The sequence below is a fragment of the Capnocytophaga stomatis genome (genome assembly GCF_002302635.1).
Taxonomy (GTDB): Bacteria; Bacteroidota; Bacteroidia; order Flavobacteriales; family Flavobacteriaceae; genus Capnocytophaga; species Capnocytophaga stomatis.
The window spans coordinates 1,970,412-1,985,697 of sequence record NZ_CP022387.1; the positions used below are offsets into that span (position 1 = coordinate 1,970,412).

A 15,286-nucleotide genomic window follows, 5' to 3' on the forward strand; every position below is an offset into this window, starting at 1 on the left:
GCTATAAGTAATAGTTTGATAACCCGTTACTTATAGCTTATAAAAAAATGAAAAACCAATATTTACGGTTTTAAGTTTTTGATGATATCTTCAGTCATTTTATCCAAGCTGAAATCAGGCTCCCAGCCCCAATCATTTCTTGCAGCCGAGTCGTCAATGCTATCTGGCCAACTATCAGCTATTTTTTGTCGGAAATCTGGTTCGTATTTGATTTTGAAATCAGGAATAATTTTTACAATACTTTCATAAATTTCTTTCGGAGAGAAAGATAAAGCAGAAACATTGTAAGAGGTACGAATTTTTACTTTTTCCTTCGGAGCATCCATTAAGTTGATGGTAGCTTTTATAGCGTCAGGCATATACATCATAGGTAAGTATGAATTTTCATTCAAGAAACAAGAAAATTCCTCTCCTGCAATGGCTTTGTGGTAAATATCCACAGCGTAATCAGTTGTTCCGCCACCAGGCAATGATTTATAACCGATAAGACCGGGATAGCGAAGACTGCGAACATCTACTCCGTACTTTTGGAAGTAATATTGGCACCATAATTCTCCTGAAACCTTTGTGATTCCGTAAACTGTATTTGGTTCAGTTACAGTTTCTTGAGGGGTGTTTTGTTTTGGGGTATTTACTCCAAAAGCCGCAATTGACGAAGGCCAATACACTCTATCTAAATTCTTTTTACGAGCGACCTCCAACACATTGAGTAACCCATTCATATTCAGACTCCAAGTGAAAAGAGGGTTCTTTTCTCCCACAGCCGAAAGCAACGCTGCTAAGTGGTAGATTTGAGTAATTTGGTAGTACTCAACAAGATGCTCTAATCTGGCATTATCTTGAATATCTAAAACTTCAAAATTACAATATGAAAATTTTTCGGAAACTTTTTCATTTATGTCTGTGGCAACAATGTTCTCTGCCCCAAACTTTTGAGCCAAGGCTTCTGTCAGTTCACTACCTAACTGCCCGCCGGCTCCCGTAAGTAATACTCTTGTTTTTGTCATTTTCGTAACGTTGGTTTGATTAAATTTTGATTTCACAAAGGTATGAAAAAAAAAATGAATCTGAAATTTATAATTTAATAAATTAAGGTTAAAAATTCAGATGGCAAAAGTTGCTATTTTTGAAAAATTGCAGAAAGATAATTGTATTTTCGTTTTTCAACTTTTTTTGTACCTTTGTCAAATAAAATCAGAAAGTAATTAATTATGTATAATTTATTAAAAGGGAAAAGAGGAATCATCTTTGGTGCATTAGATGAAAATTCGATAGCTTGGAAAACAGCAGAGCGTGTTCACGCCGAAGGAGGAACATTCGTGCTTACAAACGCTCCTATTGCAATGCGAATGGGACAAATTAAGAAGTTGGCAGAAAAAACAGGTTCGGAAATTATTCCTGCTGATGCTACCAATATGGACGATTTGCAAAATTTGGTAACCAAAGCAATGGAAATTTTGGGAGGAAAATTAGACTTTGTGCTACATTCTATCGGGATGTCAGTTAATGTTCGCAAAAATATCCCATATACCGAATCAAACTACGATTTTACTGAAAAAGGTTGGGACGTTTCGGCTCTTTCTTTTCATAAAGTTTGCCAAGTTTTGTACAAAAACGACGCAATGAACGAATGGGGAAGTATTGTAGCTCTTACTTATATGGCTGCTCAGCGTACCTTCCCCGATTACAATGATATGGCTGATAATAAGGCGTATTTAGAGTCGATTGCACGTAGTTTTGGGTATTTCTTCGGGAAAGAAAAGAAAGTACGAGTGAATACTATCTCACAATCGCCAACGCCAACCACTGCAGGGCAAGGAGTTAAAGGCTTCGACGGGTTTATTTCGTATGCTGAAAAAATGTCTCCTTTAGGTAATGCCACTGCTCAGGATTGTGCCGATTACACCGTAAGTCTTTTCTCTGACCTTACCAGAAAAGTTACTATGCAAAATCTTTTCCACGACGGAGGTTTTTCAAATACGGGTGTAAGTCAGGAAGTAATTGAAAGATTTAGCTAATCAGTTTCTGAACTTCACTTTATTAGGCAGTAAGTTTTAGGATTATGTGTGATTTTTCCTCAATTTACTGCCTATAAATTATAATTTGATGATGCTAAAAAAAATACTCATATTTCCTTTTATATTGCTGGTGCGTTTTTATCAGTTATTTATATCTCCTTTAAAACCACCTACTTGCAGATATACACCTACTTGTTCGCAATATGCTTTGGAAGCTTTAAAAAAGCACGGACTTTTCAAAGGAGGTTGGATTGCTTTAAAGCGAATTTTTAGTTGTCATCCTTGGGGAGGAAGTGGATATGACCCTGTACCGTAACTTTAAAAATCATTGTAAAATTGATGAATTGGGAAAACTTACTATCGCTTAACAGATTTGGAGACACAGAAAAACGCCTCAGAAAAGGACAAGATGCAACGCGTTCAAATTTCGATTCGGATTACGACCGTGTGGTTTTTTCAAGTGCATTTCGTAGTTTGCAGGATAAGACACAGGTAATTCCATTGTCGAAAACCGGATTTGTGCATACAAGGCTCACGCACAGTATGGAGGTTTCAGTGGTGGGACGGAGTTTAGGACGTGCCGTAGGAAGCCATATTTTGGAAAAGTATCCGAATTTGGAAGTATTGGGATATCAGGCAAATGATTTTGGGGCAATTGTAGCAGCAGCTTCGGTAGCACACGACATCGGAAATCCTCCGTTTGGACATAGTGGAGAAAAAGCCATCGGAGAATTTTTTAAATATAAAAAAGGTGTGGCAATCAAGCATTTACTAACGGATAAAGAATACGAAGATTTATGTAGCTTTGAAGGGAATGCCAATGGTTTTCGTATTTTGAATGAATCAAGACCTGGTGTGGAGGGCGGTTTGCGTCTCTCATTTGCTACACTTGGGGCGTTTATGAAATATCCGAAGGAATCTTTGCCCTTTCGTCCTACTAAGAATATTGCCGATAAAAAATATGGTGTCTTTCAATCGGAAAGAGATTTTTTTGCGAAAGTAGCTCAAGAACTGCAACTTAAATCTAATTCAGAAGCCAATAATTTACGTTTTGCAAGGCATCCGCTTGCGTTTTTGGTAGAAGCTGCCGATGATATTTGTTACACAATCATTGATTTTGAAGATGGCATTAATTTGGGGCTTATCTCTGAAGATTTGGCTTTGGAATATCTCGGAAAATTAATAAGTGAACGGATTAATTCTCACAAATATAGTAAGTTATCAACTAAAGAAGAGCGTATAGCTTATTTGCGAGCTGTCGCCATCGGAACGCTTATTCAGGAAGCCACCGAAATATTTATCAAGCACGAAGAGGAAATTCTCGAGGGCACATTTCATTCTTCATTGTTGAGCCAAAGCGTGTACAAGCCACAGATAGAGGATATTATAAGCATAAGTGTTTCACATATTTACCAGTCCGATGAAGTTATTGAGAAGGAAATTTCGGGTTACGTGGTACTTCAAAATTTACTCGACGTTTTCTTTACGGCTGCAATAAATGATTATGAAGGGAAACTTACTTCTTTTGATAAATTGATTCTCAAGATTCTTCCTGAAAAGTACAGAAAAGACGAATCACTTTACGATAAAATAATGGGAGTTACTTGCTACATTGCCAGTTTAACGGATAGCAAAGCAGTTGAAATTCATTTAAAAACCTTAGGCAAGTTGTAAGTTGTTTTGTGTATTTGCTTGTACTAAATTCGTTGTCGCATTACTTCATATAAGAAAACACCACAAGCAACCGATACGTTTAGCGAGCTAATTTCGCCAACCATAGGAAGTTTAGCTTTATCATCAGCGAGTTTGATTAACGCAGGAGATACGCCAATATCTTCAGCCCCCATTATAATTGCCAGAGGTTCAGTCATTGAAACTTCATATAGGAGTTTGTCTGTTTTTTCAGTGGCAACAACGGTTTTGATTCCGCTTCCTTGAAGATAATACACAGCATCTTTCAGGTTATCAACTTTACAGACAGGAACTTTGAAAACTGCTCCTGCTGAGGTTTTTACAGTATCTGCAGTGATTGAAACGCTTCCTTTTTTAGGGATAACGATTCCTGAAACGCCCGTACATTCGGCTGTACGAATAATGGCTCCAAAGTTACGAACATCTGAAAGGTGGTCTAATACAAGAAATAGAGGATTTTTGCCACTTTCAATCGTGCTTATAACAAGATTTTCAAAATTGTGATATGCTACGGGAGAAAGATTTGCAACAACACCCTGATGATTTTTTTTCGTCAATCGGTTGAGTTTTTCAACAGGAACGTAAGAAACAGCAATTTGTTCTTCCTTTAGCAACGTTTGCAGTTCCTGAAAAAGAGTGCTTTTCAGTCCCTTTTGGATGAAAATTTTGTCAATTGTTTTTCCTGCCGAAATGGCTTCTATAACGGCACGAATGCCAAAAATTTGATATTCTTTTTCCATAGTTTTTAAATTTGAAGATAATAAAGTGTTGTTTTGTTACTAAAAACTCATAAAAGGATACTTTTCGATGATTTTGTTTATTTTTTCAGTTAATTTTTCTTGAAAAATCTTGGATTGCTCACTTTCCGGATTAAAAACTCTGTGTTTCAGTCCTTTTTGTATAGAATCTATTTGCTTCATATCAGAAAAACATTCTTCACTGATGTACGTTTCCATAAATCGTTCCCAAATATATTCGATTGCAAATTCTGACGGATGCAGCATATCTTCCGCATAAAAACGGTAATCTCGTAATTCATCTAACAAAATTTCGTACGACGGAAAGTATTGTACTTCAGTATTTTGCGATAAGAAAAAATGCAATCCGCTGATTAAGTGAGCTTTACTTATTTGGTTTTCAACAAAGCCATCTTTCAAGTGCCTGACGGGTGAAATCGTGTATATGATTTTTATTTTTGAATTTATATTTTTAATCTGATTTACAGTATTTTGAATACTTTTTTCAATTTCTTTGACAGAAAGCAATTTTTTTGAGAAATTCGTCTGTGGCATTTTGTGGCAATTGGCTACGATATTTCCGTTTGTGTGTACATATACCCAAGATGTTCCCAGTGTAATGAACATAAAATCAGAGTTTTGTAACGCATTTCTGAATTCTTCGATTTTTTGATTTGCTACACTTATTGCTTCGTCTAATGTGATTTGGCTAAGCTCGGAATGTAAGTCAAACGAATGCCATAAGTCATTGTGTTTGAAGAAGTCATCTTTATTGAAAAGACTATTTTTTAATGTTTTCTCAATTAATTTTTCAATTGCTAAAGGATGGAAAAGAATTCCAAAGGGATTTGTAACTGTTTGAAAATTATAATATTTCAGTTTTTTGGAGATGTTCACCGAAAAACACGACCCGACACTCAAAATTCTGTCATTATAACTGATTTTGAAGTCTGATTGTTTTACGGGAACGATAGTTCTGAAATCCATTCTGAAAGGTAATTTGTGGCAAAAGTATGAAATTTTCGGTTAATACGCGGATTATTGCTTTTTTACTTGATTTTATTTTTTTCAAGTTAAAAAGAGTGAAAGTGAACGCGAATATGAAAAAAATGTGTAACTTCGGCGATTGTTTTCTTGTGATAATAAGCAAGATGAGTTATGAGTAATTTTTAAGAAGGAAAGATGGATTTGATAAATCATTTGATGTCAGCAGTTTTGATGCTAATTACCTTTGCCATAGGTAGTTCTTTACGTTTTAGTGACTTTGAGAATATTTTTAAAAAGTCGAAGGCGTTTAATATAGGTTTGATAGCTCAAATGGTGTTTTTACCAATTTTAGCATTTTTGATTGCTTATTTGGCTGACTTATCTCCTGAGCTGAAGGTAGGTTTAATCATCGTATCTATTTGCCCCGGTGGCACAACATCTAACTTTATTTCTTATTTGGTTAATGCGGATACAGCTTTGGCAGTGGCTTTAACAACAATAAATAGTATTTTGATTTTGCTCACAATTCCTACTTTAGCCAATGTAGCCATATCGTTATTTATGGGTACATCTTCGGAGTTTTCTCTGTCAATGGCAGATACTTTTTGGGAGGTCAGCAAAATTACTATAATTCCCGCTTTTTTGGGTTTGGTATTTAATCGTTATTTTCCGGATGTGACAGCGAGAATCAAGATTCCTCTAAAGATTATTAACACAATCTTACTTGGGTTGGTTTTTATGATTAAATTTTTTGCAGATACAGAATCAGGAGGGACAGGAATTGTTCTTGATGAAATCTTAAGAATATTTCCTTATGCTTTGGTTATGCATTTGAGCTCGATGATTTTGAGTTATGTGGTTTCCAAAAAAGTGTTTCATATTACTAATATGCAATCTGCTACAATTGGTATAGAAGTGGGGTTACAAAATACTGTCCTTGCTATTTATGTGGCGGGACTTATCCAAAGTGTTGAAATGGCGAAACCAGCTCTTGTTTTCGCGATGTTTTCCTTTTTTACTACATTAATTTTTGCTTTCATCGTGATGAGAGCAAAGTACAACAGATAAACAAATTTAAAATTTTTAAAAAGATAGAAAGTAAAGTTCTTAAAAATTCAGATGATGAAAATTAAATTGAATTTATCAATTGCATTTTTTTTGTGTTTCTTGTCGCTTTTTTCTCAAAATCAAGTAGAGTTAATCAGTGCAGAAGCCAATCTTTATAAGGTGGATGATAAACTCTATCGCAGTGAGCAGTTAAGAGAAGAAGATAAACAAACGATAGAAAAAACTCCAATAAAAACAATTATAAATCTGCGATACTTTACACGTAGCGGAAATCGTAAAGTTTTTAATAAAGAAAGCGATATGACTCTGATAAACATTCCGTTACTAACTTGGAGAATCAAGGCGAAAGACATAGCAAATGTGCTGTCAAATATAAAGAAGCATCAACAAAAAGGAGCTGTATTGGTGCATTGTTATCACGGAGCTGACCGCACGGGAATTATGGTGGCAATGTATCGTGTTATTTATCATAATTGGAGTATCGAACAAGCTAAAAAAGAAATGCAGCAGGGACCTTTTGGATATCACAGTGTCTGGAGAAATTTAGACAGACTTCTAACGGAAAGAACTGTAGACGAAGTTAAAAAGATATTGGGAGTCAATTAAATTAAACATAAGTAAAGAGATATTACTTGTCGGATAATTATAAAATTTAAAAGAATCAAGAAAAATTTTGTGATATATGTAACAAAATTAAATTTTTAAGAATTTCTTGTTTTGTGTTTAATTGTTTGATATTTAGTTTTTTAGTGTTCGCAATGTGATTTTATGTTTTGATTGAAGTAAAAATTAATATCTTATTAACACCTTGATTTCTTGTTGTTTTGAAAATAAAACTATACTTTTGCACCCGCAAATTATGGAGTGGGAGAAATGAATTCTGAATTTGCAGACGAGGTTTTTTGAGAGAAAACCTAATGAAAATCAAGTAAATTAATTTTAAGTAAATAATATTGTAAATTAAATTATGCCAACAATTTCACAATTAGTACGAAAAGGAAGAACCAGAATTACCAAGAAGAGTAAATCGGTTGCTTTGGATTCGTGTCCTCAACGAAGAGGGGTGTGTACGCGTGTTTACACAACAACGCCGAAAAAACCGAATTCGGCAATGCGTAAAGTTGCCCGTGTTCGTTTAACAAATGGCAATGAAGTGAATGCTTACATTCCAGGAGAAGGGCACAACCTCCAAGAGCACTCGATAGTATTGGTACGAGGCGGAAGGGTAAAAGATTTACCAGGTGTTCGTTACCATATCGTTCGTGGTGCGTTAGACACAGCGGGGGTAGCAGGAAGAACGCAAAGACGTTCTAAATACGGAGCTAAACGTCCAAAACCAGGACAAGCAGCTGCGCCAGCAAAAGGGAAAAAGTAATTAAAAAAATCTTTTAACGAGAAGAAATGAGAAAAAGACAGGCTAAAAAGAGACCTCTTTTACCAGATCCAAAGTTTAATGATCAATTGGTAACACGTTTTGTCAATAATTTGATGTGGGATGGTAAAAAGTCAGTGGCTTTTAAAGTTTTCTATGATGCACTTGATATCGTAGAACAAAAGAAAAACAATGACGAAAAGTCTGCGTTGGAAGTATGGAAAGATGCTCTAACGAATGTAATGCCTCACGTAGAGGTGCGTTCACGCCGTGTAGGTGGAGCTACATTCCAAATTCCGATGCAAATCAGACCAGATAGAAAAGTTTCAATGGCTATGAAATGGTTAATTGGTTATGCTCGTAAACGTAACGAGAAATCAATGGCTCAAAAATTGGCGGGAGAGATTTTGTCGGCGGCTAAAGAAGAAGGAGCTGCTGTTAAGAAAAGAATGGATACGCACAAAATGGCAGAAGCAAATAAGGCATTTTCACATTTTAGATTTTAGTGTATGGCAAGAGACTTAAAATATACAAGAAATATAGGTATTGCTGCACATATTGATGCAGGAAAAACAACCACTACTGAGCGTATTCTTTTCTATACAGGAAAAACGCACAAGTTGGGAGAGGTTCACGATGGAGCTTCAACAATGGACTGGATGGAGCAAGAAGCAGAACGTGGTATTACTATTCAGTCAGCTGCGACTACTTGTGTTTGGAATTTTCCAACAGAACAAGGAAAACCTACAGCTGATGCCAAAGAGTATCACTTCAATATCATTGATACTCCCGGTCACGTGGATTTTACCGTTGAGGTAAATCGTTCATTGCGTGTATTGGACGGATTAGTGTTCTTGTTTTCGGCAGTAGATGGTGTAGAGCCTCAGTCAGAAACTAACTGGCGTTTGGCTGATAATTACAAAGTACCACGTATCGGGTTTGTAAATAAAATGGATAGACAAGGTGCAAACTTCTTGAATGTTTGTAACCAAGTTAAAGATATGTTGAAATCAAACGCAGTGCCTATCGTACTTCCTATCGGAGACGAAGCGGACTTTAAAGGTGTTGTGGATTTGATTAAAAACCGTGCTATCGTATGGCACGAAGAAACGCAAGGAGCTACTTTTGACGTTGTAGAAATTCCTGCAGAAATGAAAGACGAAGTTCACGAGTATCGTGCTCATCTTATTGAAGAAGTGGCAGGATATGATGAAGGGCTTTTGGAGAAATTTATGGAGGATGAGAACTCTATTACAGAGAAAGAAATCCATAAAGCTTTAAGAGCTGCTGTTATGGATATGGCAATTATTCCGATGGTTTGCGGATCTTCTTTCAAAAACAAAGGAGTTCAGTTTATGTTGGATGCGGTTTGTCGTTACTTACCTTCGCCTTTAGACAAAGAAGCTATTGAGGGTACAGATCCTGATACTGGAGCGGATATTGCTAGAAAACCTTCTGTTTCTGAGCCTTTTGCAGCTTTAGCGTTTAAAATTGCAACAGACCCTTATGTAGGTCGTTTGGCTTTCTTCCGTGCTTATTCTGGTCATTTGGATGCAGGTTCTTACGTGCTTAATACGCGTTCAGGAAACAAGGAACGTATTTCTCGTATCTATCAGATGCACGCTAACAAACAAAATCCAATTGAATATATTGAGGCAGGAGATATCGGAGCAGCGGTAGGTTTTAAAGATATCAAAACGGGAGATACTCTTTGCGATGAAAAACATCCAATCGTACTTGAATCAATGATATTCCCTGATCCGGTAATTGGTATTGCTATTGAGCCAAAAACGAAAGCTGACGTGGATAAAATGGGTATGGCTTTGGCTAAACTGGCTGAGGAAGATCCAACTTTCCAAGTAAAAACAGATCAAGCTTCAGGGCAAACAATTATCTCTGGTATGGGAGAGCTTCACTTGGATATCATCGTTGATCGTTTGAAACGAGAGTTTAAAGTTGAAGTAAACCAAGGAGAGCCTCAAGTAGAGTACAAAGAGGCATTGACTGCGGTAGCTGAACACAGAGAAGTTTACAAAAAACAATCTGGTGGACGTGGTAAGTTTGCTGATATCGTGTTCCGTATGGAGCCTGCTGAGGAAGGAAAAGTAGGACTTGAATTCGTTAATGAAATCAAAGGGGGTAATATTCCAAAAGAGTATATCCCTTCTGTAGAAAAAGGATTCAAAGAAGCTATGAAAAATGGTCCTTTGGCAGGATTTGAAATGGATTCAATGAAGATTACCTTAGTTGATGGTTCTTACCACGCAGTTGACTCGGATTCTTTATCATTTGAGTTAGCAGCTAAATTAGGATACAAGGAGGCAGCTCGTGCAGCGAAAGCTGTATTGATGGAACCTATAATGAAGTTGGAGGTTATAACTCCGGAAGAAAATATGGGTGATATTGTTGGAGACTTGAACCGTCGTCGTGGTCAAGTAAACGATATGGGAGATAGAAATGGAGCTAAAGTTATTAAAGCTAATGTTCCTCTATCGGAAATGTTCGGATATGTAACAACGCTCAGAACACTTTCATCAGGGCGTGCTACTTCAACAATGGAATTCTCTCACTATGCTGAAACACCTTCAAATATAGCTGAGGAAGTAATTAAAAAAGCAAAAGGCAACTAATTTTTTATAAAAAATGAGCAGTCAAAAAATCAGAATAAAGTTAAAATCTTACGATCATAACTTGGTTGATAAGTCAGCTGAAAAGATTGTAAAAACGGTGAAAGCAACAGGAGCAGTAGTAACAGGACCTATTCCGTTACCAACTCACAAAAAAATATTTACTGTATTGCGTTCTCCTCACGTAAATAAGAAGGCTCGTGAGCAGTTTCAATTAAGCTCTCACAAACGTCTTTTAGACATCTATAGTTCTTCATCAAAAACTATTGATGCTTTGATGAAACTGGAGTTGCCAAGTGGAGTAGAAGTTGAAATCAAAGTGTGATAATTCGCTCAACTTCAAAAGAAGGTTTAACTTCGTCTTAAATGTCCTTAAGCCTGTGAGCTGAGGAAAAACGGATAAAAATGATTCAGGGTCAAATGGCTGAGGCATTTTTTGACCCTGAACTTTATAAAAAAGTAGAATAATTAATTAAATTAAATTTATGTCTGGGTTAATTGGAAAAAAAGTAGGCATGACAAGTCTTTTTGATGAGAATGGGAAAAACATTCCTTGTACTATCATCGAGGCAGGTCCTTGCGTAGTTACCCAAGTCAGAACCGTAGAGGTTGATGGGTATGAGGCTCTTCAACTTGGTTTCGATGACAAAGCAGAACACCGTGCTAACAAAGCTGAGTTAGGACATTTCAAAAAAGCAGGAGCTTCTGTTAAGAAAAAAGTTATCGAATTTCAAGGATTTGAAGCAAATTACAAATTAGGTGATACAATCACTGTTGATTTGTTTACAGAAGGAGAATTTGTTGACATAACAGGTATCTCTAAAGGTAAAGGATTTCAGGGGGTTGTTAAAAGACACGGCTTTGGTGGTGTAGGTCAAACTACTCACGGTCAGCACAACCGTTTGAGAGCACCGGGTTCTATTGGAGCATCGTCATATCCTTCAAGAGTATTCAAAGGAATGCGTATGGCTGGTAGAATGGGAGCAGAAAAAGTAACAGTACAAAACTTGAAAGTATTGAAAGTGGTAGCCGAGAAAAATCTTTTAGTGGTTAAAGGATGTGTTCCGGGACACAAAAATGCTTACGTAACTATTCATAAATAATGGAAGTAGCAGTATTAAATAGTCAAGGAAAAGAAACAGGCAGAAAAGTTACTCTTTCTGATTCTGTTTTCGGTTTAGAGCCTAATAATCACGTGATTTACTTAGATGTTAAGCGTTATTTAGCAAATCAACGTCAAGGAACACACAAGGCTAAGGAGAGAAATGAAGTAGCGGGAAGTACTCGTAAGATTAAAAAACAAAAAGGAACTGGTACAGCTCGTGCAGGTAGTGTTAAATCACCTGTGTTTGTTGGTGGAGGACGTATTTTCGGTCCTCGTCCAAAAGATTATACACAAAAATTGACTAAAAATGTGAAAAGATTGGCGCGTCGTTCTGCATTGAGTGCAAAAGCAAAAAGCCAGTCGATTTTGGTTGTTGAAGATTTGAATTTTGAAACTCCAAAAACAAAAGAATTTACTAATATTTTGAAATCTTTGGGGTTAGAGAATAAAAAATCACTTTTTGTGTTGCCAGATACAAATAATAACGTATATTTGTCGTCACGAAATTTGAAGAGCTTAAATGTTGTAACTGCTTCTGAGTTAAACACTTATGAAGTAGTGAATGCTTCAAGTGTAGTTTTATTGGAGAGCTCTGTCAATGTTTTAGAGTCAATTTTAACAAAATAAGTAAGAAATGAGCGTATTAATTAGACCTGTAATTACAGAAAAAGCAAACGCAAATAGTGAATTAAAGAACTGCTATACATTCGAAGTTTCTAAACAAGCGAATAAAATTCAGATCAAAGAAGCTATTGAAGCCACTTATGGAGTTAAAGTTAAAGAGGTTCGTACTTTGAATTACGGACCTAAACGTACAACTCGTTATACAAAAACAGGTTTGCAAGTTGGGAAAACCAATTCTGTTAAAAAAGCGGTTGTTCAAGTGGCAGATGGAGGAACTATAGATTTTTATAGTAATATATAAGTGTTTAACAAATAGACAAAGATGTCAGTTAGAAAATTAAAACCGATTACCCCTGGTCAGCGTTTTAGAGTAGTAAACGATTTTGACACCATTACTACTGATAAGCCGGAGAAAAGCCTTTTGGCTCCGTTGAAAAAGACTGGTGGTAGAAACAATCAAGGAAAGATGACCATGCGTTACATTGGTGGTGGTCACAAGAAAAAGTATCGTATTGTTGATTTCAAACGAAACAAATTTGGTGTTGATGCTAAAGTAGTTTCTATCGAATACGATCCGAACAGAACGGCGTTTATTGCTTTGATTCAGTACACAGATGGGGAGAAACGTTACATTATCGCTCCTGCTGGTTTGAAGGTGGATCAAACAATTGTTTCAGGACAAGAGAATGTAGCTCCTGAGATTGGTAATGCAATGCCTCTATCGCAAATCCCGTTAGGAACAGTGATTTCTTGTATAGAATTGCGCCCAGGGCAAGGTGCTAATATTGCACGTTCTGCAGGAACTTTTGCTCAGTTGATGGCGAAAGATGGAAGATACGCAACAGTGAAGTTGCCTTCAGGAGAGACTCGTATGATTTTACTTACTTGTTTGGCTACAATTGGAGCTGTGTCTAACTCTGATCATCAGTTAATAGTGTCAGGTAAAGCTGGTCGTTCACGTTGGTTAGGTAGAAGACCAAGAACAAGACCAGTTGTTATGAACCCAGTTGACCACCCAATGGGTGGTGGTGAAGGTAGAGCAACCGGAGGTCACCCAAGATCAAGAAAAGGTATCCCAGCTAAAGGTTACAGAACACGTTCTAAAACCAAAGCAAGTAATAAGTATATTGTAGAACGTAGAAAAAAATAAAAGACTAAGAGATGGCACGTTCATTAAAGAAAGGACCTTACGTTCACTATAGTTTGGAGAAAAAAATCCAACAAAACATTGAAACAGGTAAAAAGACAGTTATCAAAACTTGGTCAAGAGCTTCGATGATAACACCTGATTTTGTTGGTCAAACGATAGCGGTTCACAATGGTCGTCAGTTTGTTCCGGTGTATATCACTGAGAATATGGTAGGACACAAATTAGGAGAGTTTTCACCAACACGTTCATTTAGAGGACACGCTGGTGCAAAAAATAAAGGTAAAAAATAATAGAAGGCTATGGGAGTTCGTAAAAGAGAAAAAGCAACAGAAATAAAAGAAGCTAAAAAGAGCTTGGCTTTTGCAAAGTTGAATAACTGCCCTACTTCGCCTCGAAAAATGCGTTTGGTAGCGGATTTGGTTCGTGGTCAACAAGTAGATAAAGCCCTTGCTATTTTGAAATTCAACCAAAAAGAGGCATCTGCTCGCTTGGAAAAATTATTGTTATCAGCAATAGCTAACTGGCAAGCTAAAAACGAAGATGCAAACTTGGAAGAAGCTGGATTATTCATCAAAGAAATTCGCGTGGACGGAGGAATGATTTTGAAAAGATTGCGTCCTGCTCCACAAGGAAGAGCACACAGAATTAGAAAACGCTCAAATCACGTAACGTTGGTTTTAGGAGCTAAAAATTATAACACAGAAAGCTAAGATAAACTATGGGACAAAAGACAAATCCAATCGGAAATCGCCTTGGAATTATCAGAGGATGGGAGTCTAACTGGTACGGAGGTAATGACTACGGAGATAAACTTGCTGAAGATGATAAAATCAGAAAGTATGTACAAACCCGTTTGTCTAAGGCTAGTGTTTCTCGTGTGATTATTGAAAGAACTTTGAAACTTGTAACCGTTACTATCACTACTGCTCGCCCAGGTATCATTATCGGAAGAGGAGGTCAAGAGGTAGACAAGTTGAAAGAGGAATTGAAAAAAATCACCGGTAAAGATATTCAAATCAATATCTTTGAAATCAAAAGACCTGAATTAGACGCTAACTTGGTTGCTGCAAGTATTGCTCGTCAGATAGAAGGGCGTGTTTCATATCGTAGAGCTATCAAAATGGCTATAGCGGCTGCAATGCGTATGAATGCTGAAGGAATCAAAGTGATGATTTCTGGTCGATTGAATGGTGCAGAGATGGCTCGTTCTGAGAGTTATAAAGAGGGAAGAATTCCTTTGTCCACATTCAGAGCAGACATTGACTACGCACTTGATGAAGCACATACTACGTACGGTCGTATGGGAATTAAAGTGTGGATTATGAAAGGTGAAATCTACGGTAAGAGAGAGCTTTCTCCGCTAGTAGGAATGACCAAAAAATCTGCAGGTTCAGGAACAGGTAAATCTGCTTCGGATAAAGCCCAAGGAGGACCTAGAAAAGCACGTCGTAAAAAGTAATTTTTAAAGTAAAAAGAAATGTTACAGCCAAAAAGAACGAAATATCGTAGAGTACAGAAAGGCAGGATGAAAGGAGTTTCTCATCGTGGGACCTTGCTTTCTAATGGTATGTTTGGGATAAAATCTTTGGATTCTGCATTCATTACTTCTCGTCAAATTGAGTCAGCTCGTATTGCAGCAACTCGTTATATGAAGCGTGAAGGTCAGTTGTGGATTAAAATTTTTCCAGATAAACCAATTACTAAGAAGCCTTTAGAGGTACGTATGGGTAAAGGTAAAGGTGCCGTAGAATACTGGGCAGCTGTTGTTAAACCAGGAAGAATTATGTTTGAAGTAGGAGGAGTGTCAATTGAAGTGGCGAAAGAAGCTTTGCGTTTGGCAGCACAAAAACTTCCTGTGAGAACAAAATTCGTTGTAGCAAGAGATTATCAAGATTAATTAAAGAGC

Annotated in this window: 20 protein-coding genes; 17 read left to right on the forward strand and 3 right to left on the reverse strand. The window is 36.8% G+C overall.

Translation table 11 applies throughout. From position 1 onward, the window contains the following. Positions 1–62: 62 nt before the first annotated feature. Positions 63–1,007, reverse strand: coding sequence for an NAD-dependent epimerase/dehydratase family protein (locus CGC58_RS08670; protein ID WP_095896361.1), 945 nt, complete (start codon positions 1,005–1,007; stop codon positions 63–65). A gap of 204 nt (positions 1,008–1,211) precedes the next feature. Here CGC58_RS08670 and CGC58_RS08675 point away from each other — a divergent pair, with 204 nt between their 5' ends. The 3 genes from CGC58_RS08675 (at position 1,212) to CGC58_RS08685 (ending at position 3,692) form a co-directional block, all read left to right on the forward strand. Beyond that, on the forward strand, positions 1,212–2,018 hold the full coding sequence (locus CGC58_RS08675; RefSeq protein WP_095896362.1) for an enoyl-ACP reductase FabI: 807 nt from the start codon (positions 1,212–1,214) through the stop codon (positions 2,016–2,018). A 91-nt stretch (positions 2,019–2,109) separates the two neighbouring features. Next, the gene (gene yidD, locus CGC58_RS08680) at positions 2,110–2,334 is read left to right on the forward strand and encodes a membrane protein insertion efficiency factor YidD (protein WP_095897175.1); all 225 of its coding nucleotides are present in this window, start codon (positions 2,110–2,112) and stop codon (positions 2,332–2,334) included. A 23-nt stretch (positions 2,335–2,357) separates the two neighbouring features. Continuing rightward, positions 2,358–3,692: a deoxyguanosinetriphosphate triphosphohydrolase gene (locus CGC58_RS08685; protein WP_095896363.1), complete on the forward strand. Its 1,335-nt coding sequence runs from the start codon at positions 2,358–2,360 to the stop codon at positions 3,690–3,692. Between the two features lie 23 nt (positions 3,693–3,715). On the opposite strand, the gene rlmB is transcribed toward CGC58_RS08685, so the two are convergent. Beyond that, entirely contained in the window at positions 3,716–4,450 is a 735-nt protein-coding gene (gene rlmB / locus CGC58_RS08690; protein WP_095896364.1) for a 23S rRNA (guanosine(2251)-2'-O)-methyltransferase RlmB, read from the reverse strand. Between the two features lie 39 nt (positions 4,451–4,489). Next, the gene (locus CGC58_RS08695; RefSeq protein WP_095896365.1) at positions 4,490–5,434 is read right to left on the reverse strand and encodes a GSCFA domain-containing protein; all 945 of its coding nucleotides are present in this window, start codon (positions 5,432–5,434) and stop codon (positions 4,490–4,492) included. Between the two features lie 195 nt (positions 5,435–5,629). Here CGC58_RS08695 and CGC58_RS08700 point away from each other — a divergent pair, with 195 nt between their 5' ends. From CGC58_RS08700 to rplP, 14 genes are all read left to right on the forward strand, one after another. Beyond that, complete coding sequence (locus tag CGC58_RS08700; protein WP_095896366.1) at positions 5,630–6,502, forward strand: bile acid:sodium symporter family protein; 873 nt, start codon at positions 5,630–5,632, stop codon at positions 6,500–6,502. Between the two features lie 60 nt (positions 6,503–6,562). Beyond that, on the forward strand, positions 6,563–7,108 hold the full coding sequence (locus tag CGC58_RS08705) for a tyrosine-protein phosphatase (protein ID WP_394336613.1): 546 nt from the start codon (positions 6,563–6,565) through the stop codon (positions 7,106–7,108). A 361-nt stretch (positions 7,109–7,469) separates the two neighbouring features. Then, positions 7,470–7,877, forward strand: a complete 408-nt coding sequence (rpsL, locus tag CGC58_RS08710) for a 30S ribosomal protein S12 (RefSeq protein ID WP_018279584.1) — start codon at positions 7,470–7,472, stop codon at positions 7,875–7,877. 26 nt (positions 7,878–7,903) lie between these two features. Further along, positions 7,904–8,380 carry a 30S ribosomal protein S7 gene (rpsG, locus tag CGC58_RS08715; RefSeq protein ID WP_095896367.1) on the forward strand — a complete coding sequence of 159 codons (477 nt, stop codon included), beginning with the start codon at positions 7,904–7,906 and terminating at the stop codon, positions 8,378–8,380. A gap of 3 nt (positions 8,381–8,383) precedes the next feature. Beyond that, a complete protein-coding gene (gene fusA / locus CGC58_RS08720; RefSeq protein ID WP_095896368.1) occupies positions 8,384–10,504 on the forward strand; it encodes an elongation factor G in 2,121 nt (706 codons plus the stop codon). Between the two features lie 13 nt (positions 10,505–10,517). Next, positions 10,518–10,826: a 30S ribosomal protein S10 gene (rpsJ, locus tag CGC58_RS08725; RefSeq protein ID WP_018279587.1), complete on the forward strand. Its 309-nt coding sequence runs from the start codon at positions 10,518–10,520 to the stop codon at positions 10,824–10,826. Positions 10,827–10,986: 160 nt separating this feature from the next. Next, a complete protein-coding gene (gene rplC / locus CGC58_RS08730) occupies positions 10,987–11,604 on the forward strand; it encodes a 50S ribosomal protein L3 (RefSeq protein ID WP_095896369.1) in 618 nt (205 codons plus the stop codon). Continuing rightward, entirely contained in the window at positions 11,604–12,233 is a 630-nt protein-coding gene (gene rplD / locus CGC58_RS08735) for a 50S ribosomal protein L4 (RefSeq protein ID WP_095896370.1), read from the forward strand. The genes rplC and rplD overlap by 1 nt, the downstream gene beginning before the upstream one ends. A gap of 7 nt (positions 12,234–12,240) precedes the next feature. Further along, positions 12,241–12,531, forward strand: coding sequence for a 50S ribosomal protein L23 (gene rplW / locus CGC58_RS08740; protein WP_095896371.1), 291 nt, complete (start codon positions 12,241–12,243; stop codon positions 12,529–12,531). A 21-nt stretch (positions 12,532–12,552) separates the two neighbouring features. Further along, positions 12,553–13,380: a 50S ribosomal protein L2 gene (rplB, locus tag CGC58_RS08745; RefSeq protein ID WP_095896372.1), complete on the forward strand. Its 828-nt coding sequence runs from the start codon at positions 12,553–12,555 to the stop codon at positions 13,378–13,380. 11 nt (positions 13,381–13,391) lie between these two features. Beyond that, on the forward strand, positions 13,392–13,670 hold the full coding sequence (gene rpsS / locus CGC58_RS08750; protein ID WP_018279592.1) for a 30S ribosomal protein S19: 279 nt from the start codon (positions 13,392–13,394) through the stop codon (positions 13,668–13,670). Positions 13,671–13,679: 9 nt separating this feature from the next. Beyond that, complete coding sequence (gene rplV / locus CGC58_RS08755) at positions 13,680–14,090, forward strand: 50S ribosomal protein L22 (RefSeq protein WP_095896373.1); 411 nt, start codon at positions 13,680–13,682, stop codon at positions 14,088–14,090. Between the two features lie 8 nt (positions 14,091–14,098). Further along, on the forward strand, positions 14,099–14,839 hold the full coding sequence (rpsC, locus tag CGC58_RS08760; protein ID WP_095896374.1) for a 30S ribosomal protein S3: 741 nt from the start codon (positions 14,099–14,101) through the stop codon (positions 14,837–14,839). A gap of 18 nt (positions 14,840–14,857) precedes the next feature. Then, entirely contained in the window at positions 14,858–15,277 is a 420-nt protein-coding gene (gene rplP / locus CGC58_RS08765; protein ID WP_095896375.1) for a 50S ribosomal protein L16, read from the forward strand. Positions 15,278–15,286 lie beyond the last annotated feature (9 nt).

What these genes read in the sequence shown, in the direction of transcription:
- rpsL (WP_018279584.1), top strand. Translation starts at nt 7,470, where the DNA reads ATGCCAACAATTTCACAATTAGTACGAAAAGGAAGAACCAGAATTACC.
- CGC58_RS08670 (WP_095896361.1), bottom strand. Translation starts at nt 1,007, where the DNA reads ATGACAAAAACAAGAGTATTACTTACGGGAGCCGGCGGGCAGTTAGGT.
- rplC (WP_095896369.1), top strand. Translation starts at nt 10,987, where the DNA reads ATGTCTGGGTTAATTGGAAAAAAAGTAGGCATGACAAGTCTTTTTGAT.
- CGC58_RS08700 (WP_095896366.1), top strand. Translation starts at nt 5,630, where the DNA reads ATGGATTTGATAAATCATTTGATGTCAGCAGTTTTGATGCTAATTACC.
- rpsC (WP_095896374.1), top strand. Translation starts at nt 14,099, where the DNA reads ATGGGACAAAAGACAAATCCAATCGGAAATCGCCTTGGAATTATCAGA.
- rlmB (WP_095896364.1), bottom strand. Translation starts at nt 4,450, where the DNA reads ATGGAAAAAGAATATCAAATTTTTGGCATTCGTGCCGTTATAGAAGCC.
- rpsS (WP_018279592.1), top strand. Translation starts at nt 13,392, where the DNA reads ATGGCACGTTCATTAAAGAAAGGACCTTACGTTCACTATAGTTTGGAG.
- rplW (WP_095896371.1), top strand. Translation starts at nt 12,241, where the DNA reads ATGAGCGTATTAATTAGACCTGTAATTACAGAAAAAGCAAACGCAAAT.
- rplB (WP_095896372.1), top strand. Translation starts at nt 12,553, where the DNA reads ATGTCAGTTAGAAAATTAAAACCGATTACCCCTGGTCAGCGTTTTAGA.
- CGC58_RS08695 (WP_095896365.1), bottom strand. Translation starts at nt 5,434, where the DNA reads ATGGATTTCAGAACTATCGTTCCCGTAAAACAATCAGACTTCAAAATC.
- rpsG (WP_095896367.1), top strand. Translation starts at nt 7,904, where the DNA reads ATGAGAAAAAGACAGGCTAAAAAGAGACCTCTTTTACCAGATCCAAAG.
- rplP (WP_095896375.1), top strand. Translation starts at nt 14,858, where the DNA reads ATGTTACAGCCAAAAAGAACGAAATATCGTAGAGTACAGAAAGGCAGG.
- rpsJ (WP_018279587.1), top strand. Translation starts at nt 10,518, where the DNA reads ATGAGCAGTCAAAAAATCAGAATAAAGTTAAAATCTTACGATCATAAC.
- rplD (WP_095896370.1), top strand. Translation starts at nt 11,604, where the DNA reads ATGGAAGTAGCAGTATTAAATAGTCAAGGAAAAGAAACAGGCAGAAAA.
- CGC58_RS08685 (WP_095896363.1), top strand. Translation starts at nt 2,358, where the DNA reads ATGAATTGGGAAAACTTACTATCGCTTAACAGATTTGGAGACACAGAA.
- rplV (WP_095896373.1), top strand. Translation starts at nt 13,680, where the DNA reads ATGGGAGTTCGTAAAAGAGAAAAAGCAACAGAAATAAAAGAAGCTAAA.
- CGC58_RS08675 (WP_095896362.1), top strand. Translation starts at nt 1,212, where the DNA reads ATGTATAATTTATTAAAAGGGAAAAGAGGAATCATCTTTGGTGCATTA.
- yidD (WP_095897175.1), top strand. Translation starts at nt 2,110, where the DNA reads ATGCTAAAAAAAATACTCATATTTCCTTTTATATTGCTGGTGCGTTTT.
- fusA (WP_095896368.1), top strand. Translation starts at nt 8,384, where the DNA reads ATGGCAAGAGACTTAAAATATACAAGAAATATAGGTATTGCTGCACAT.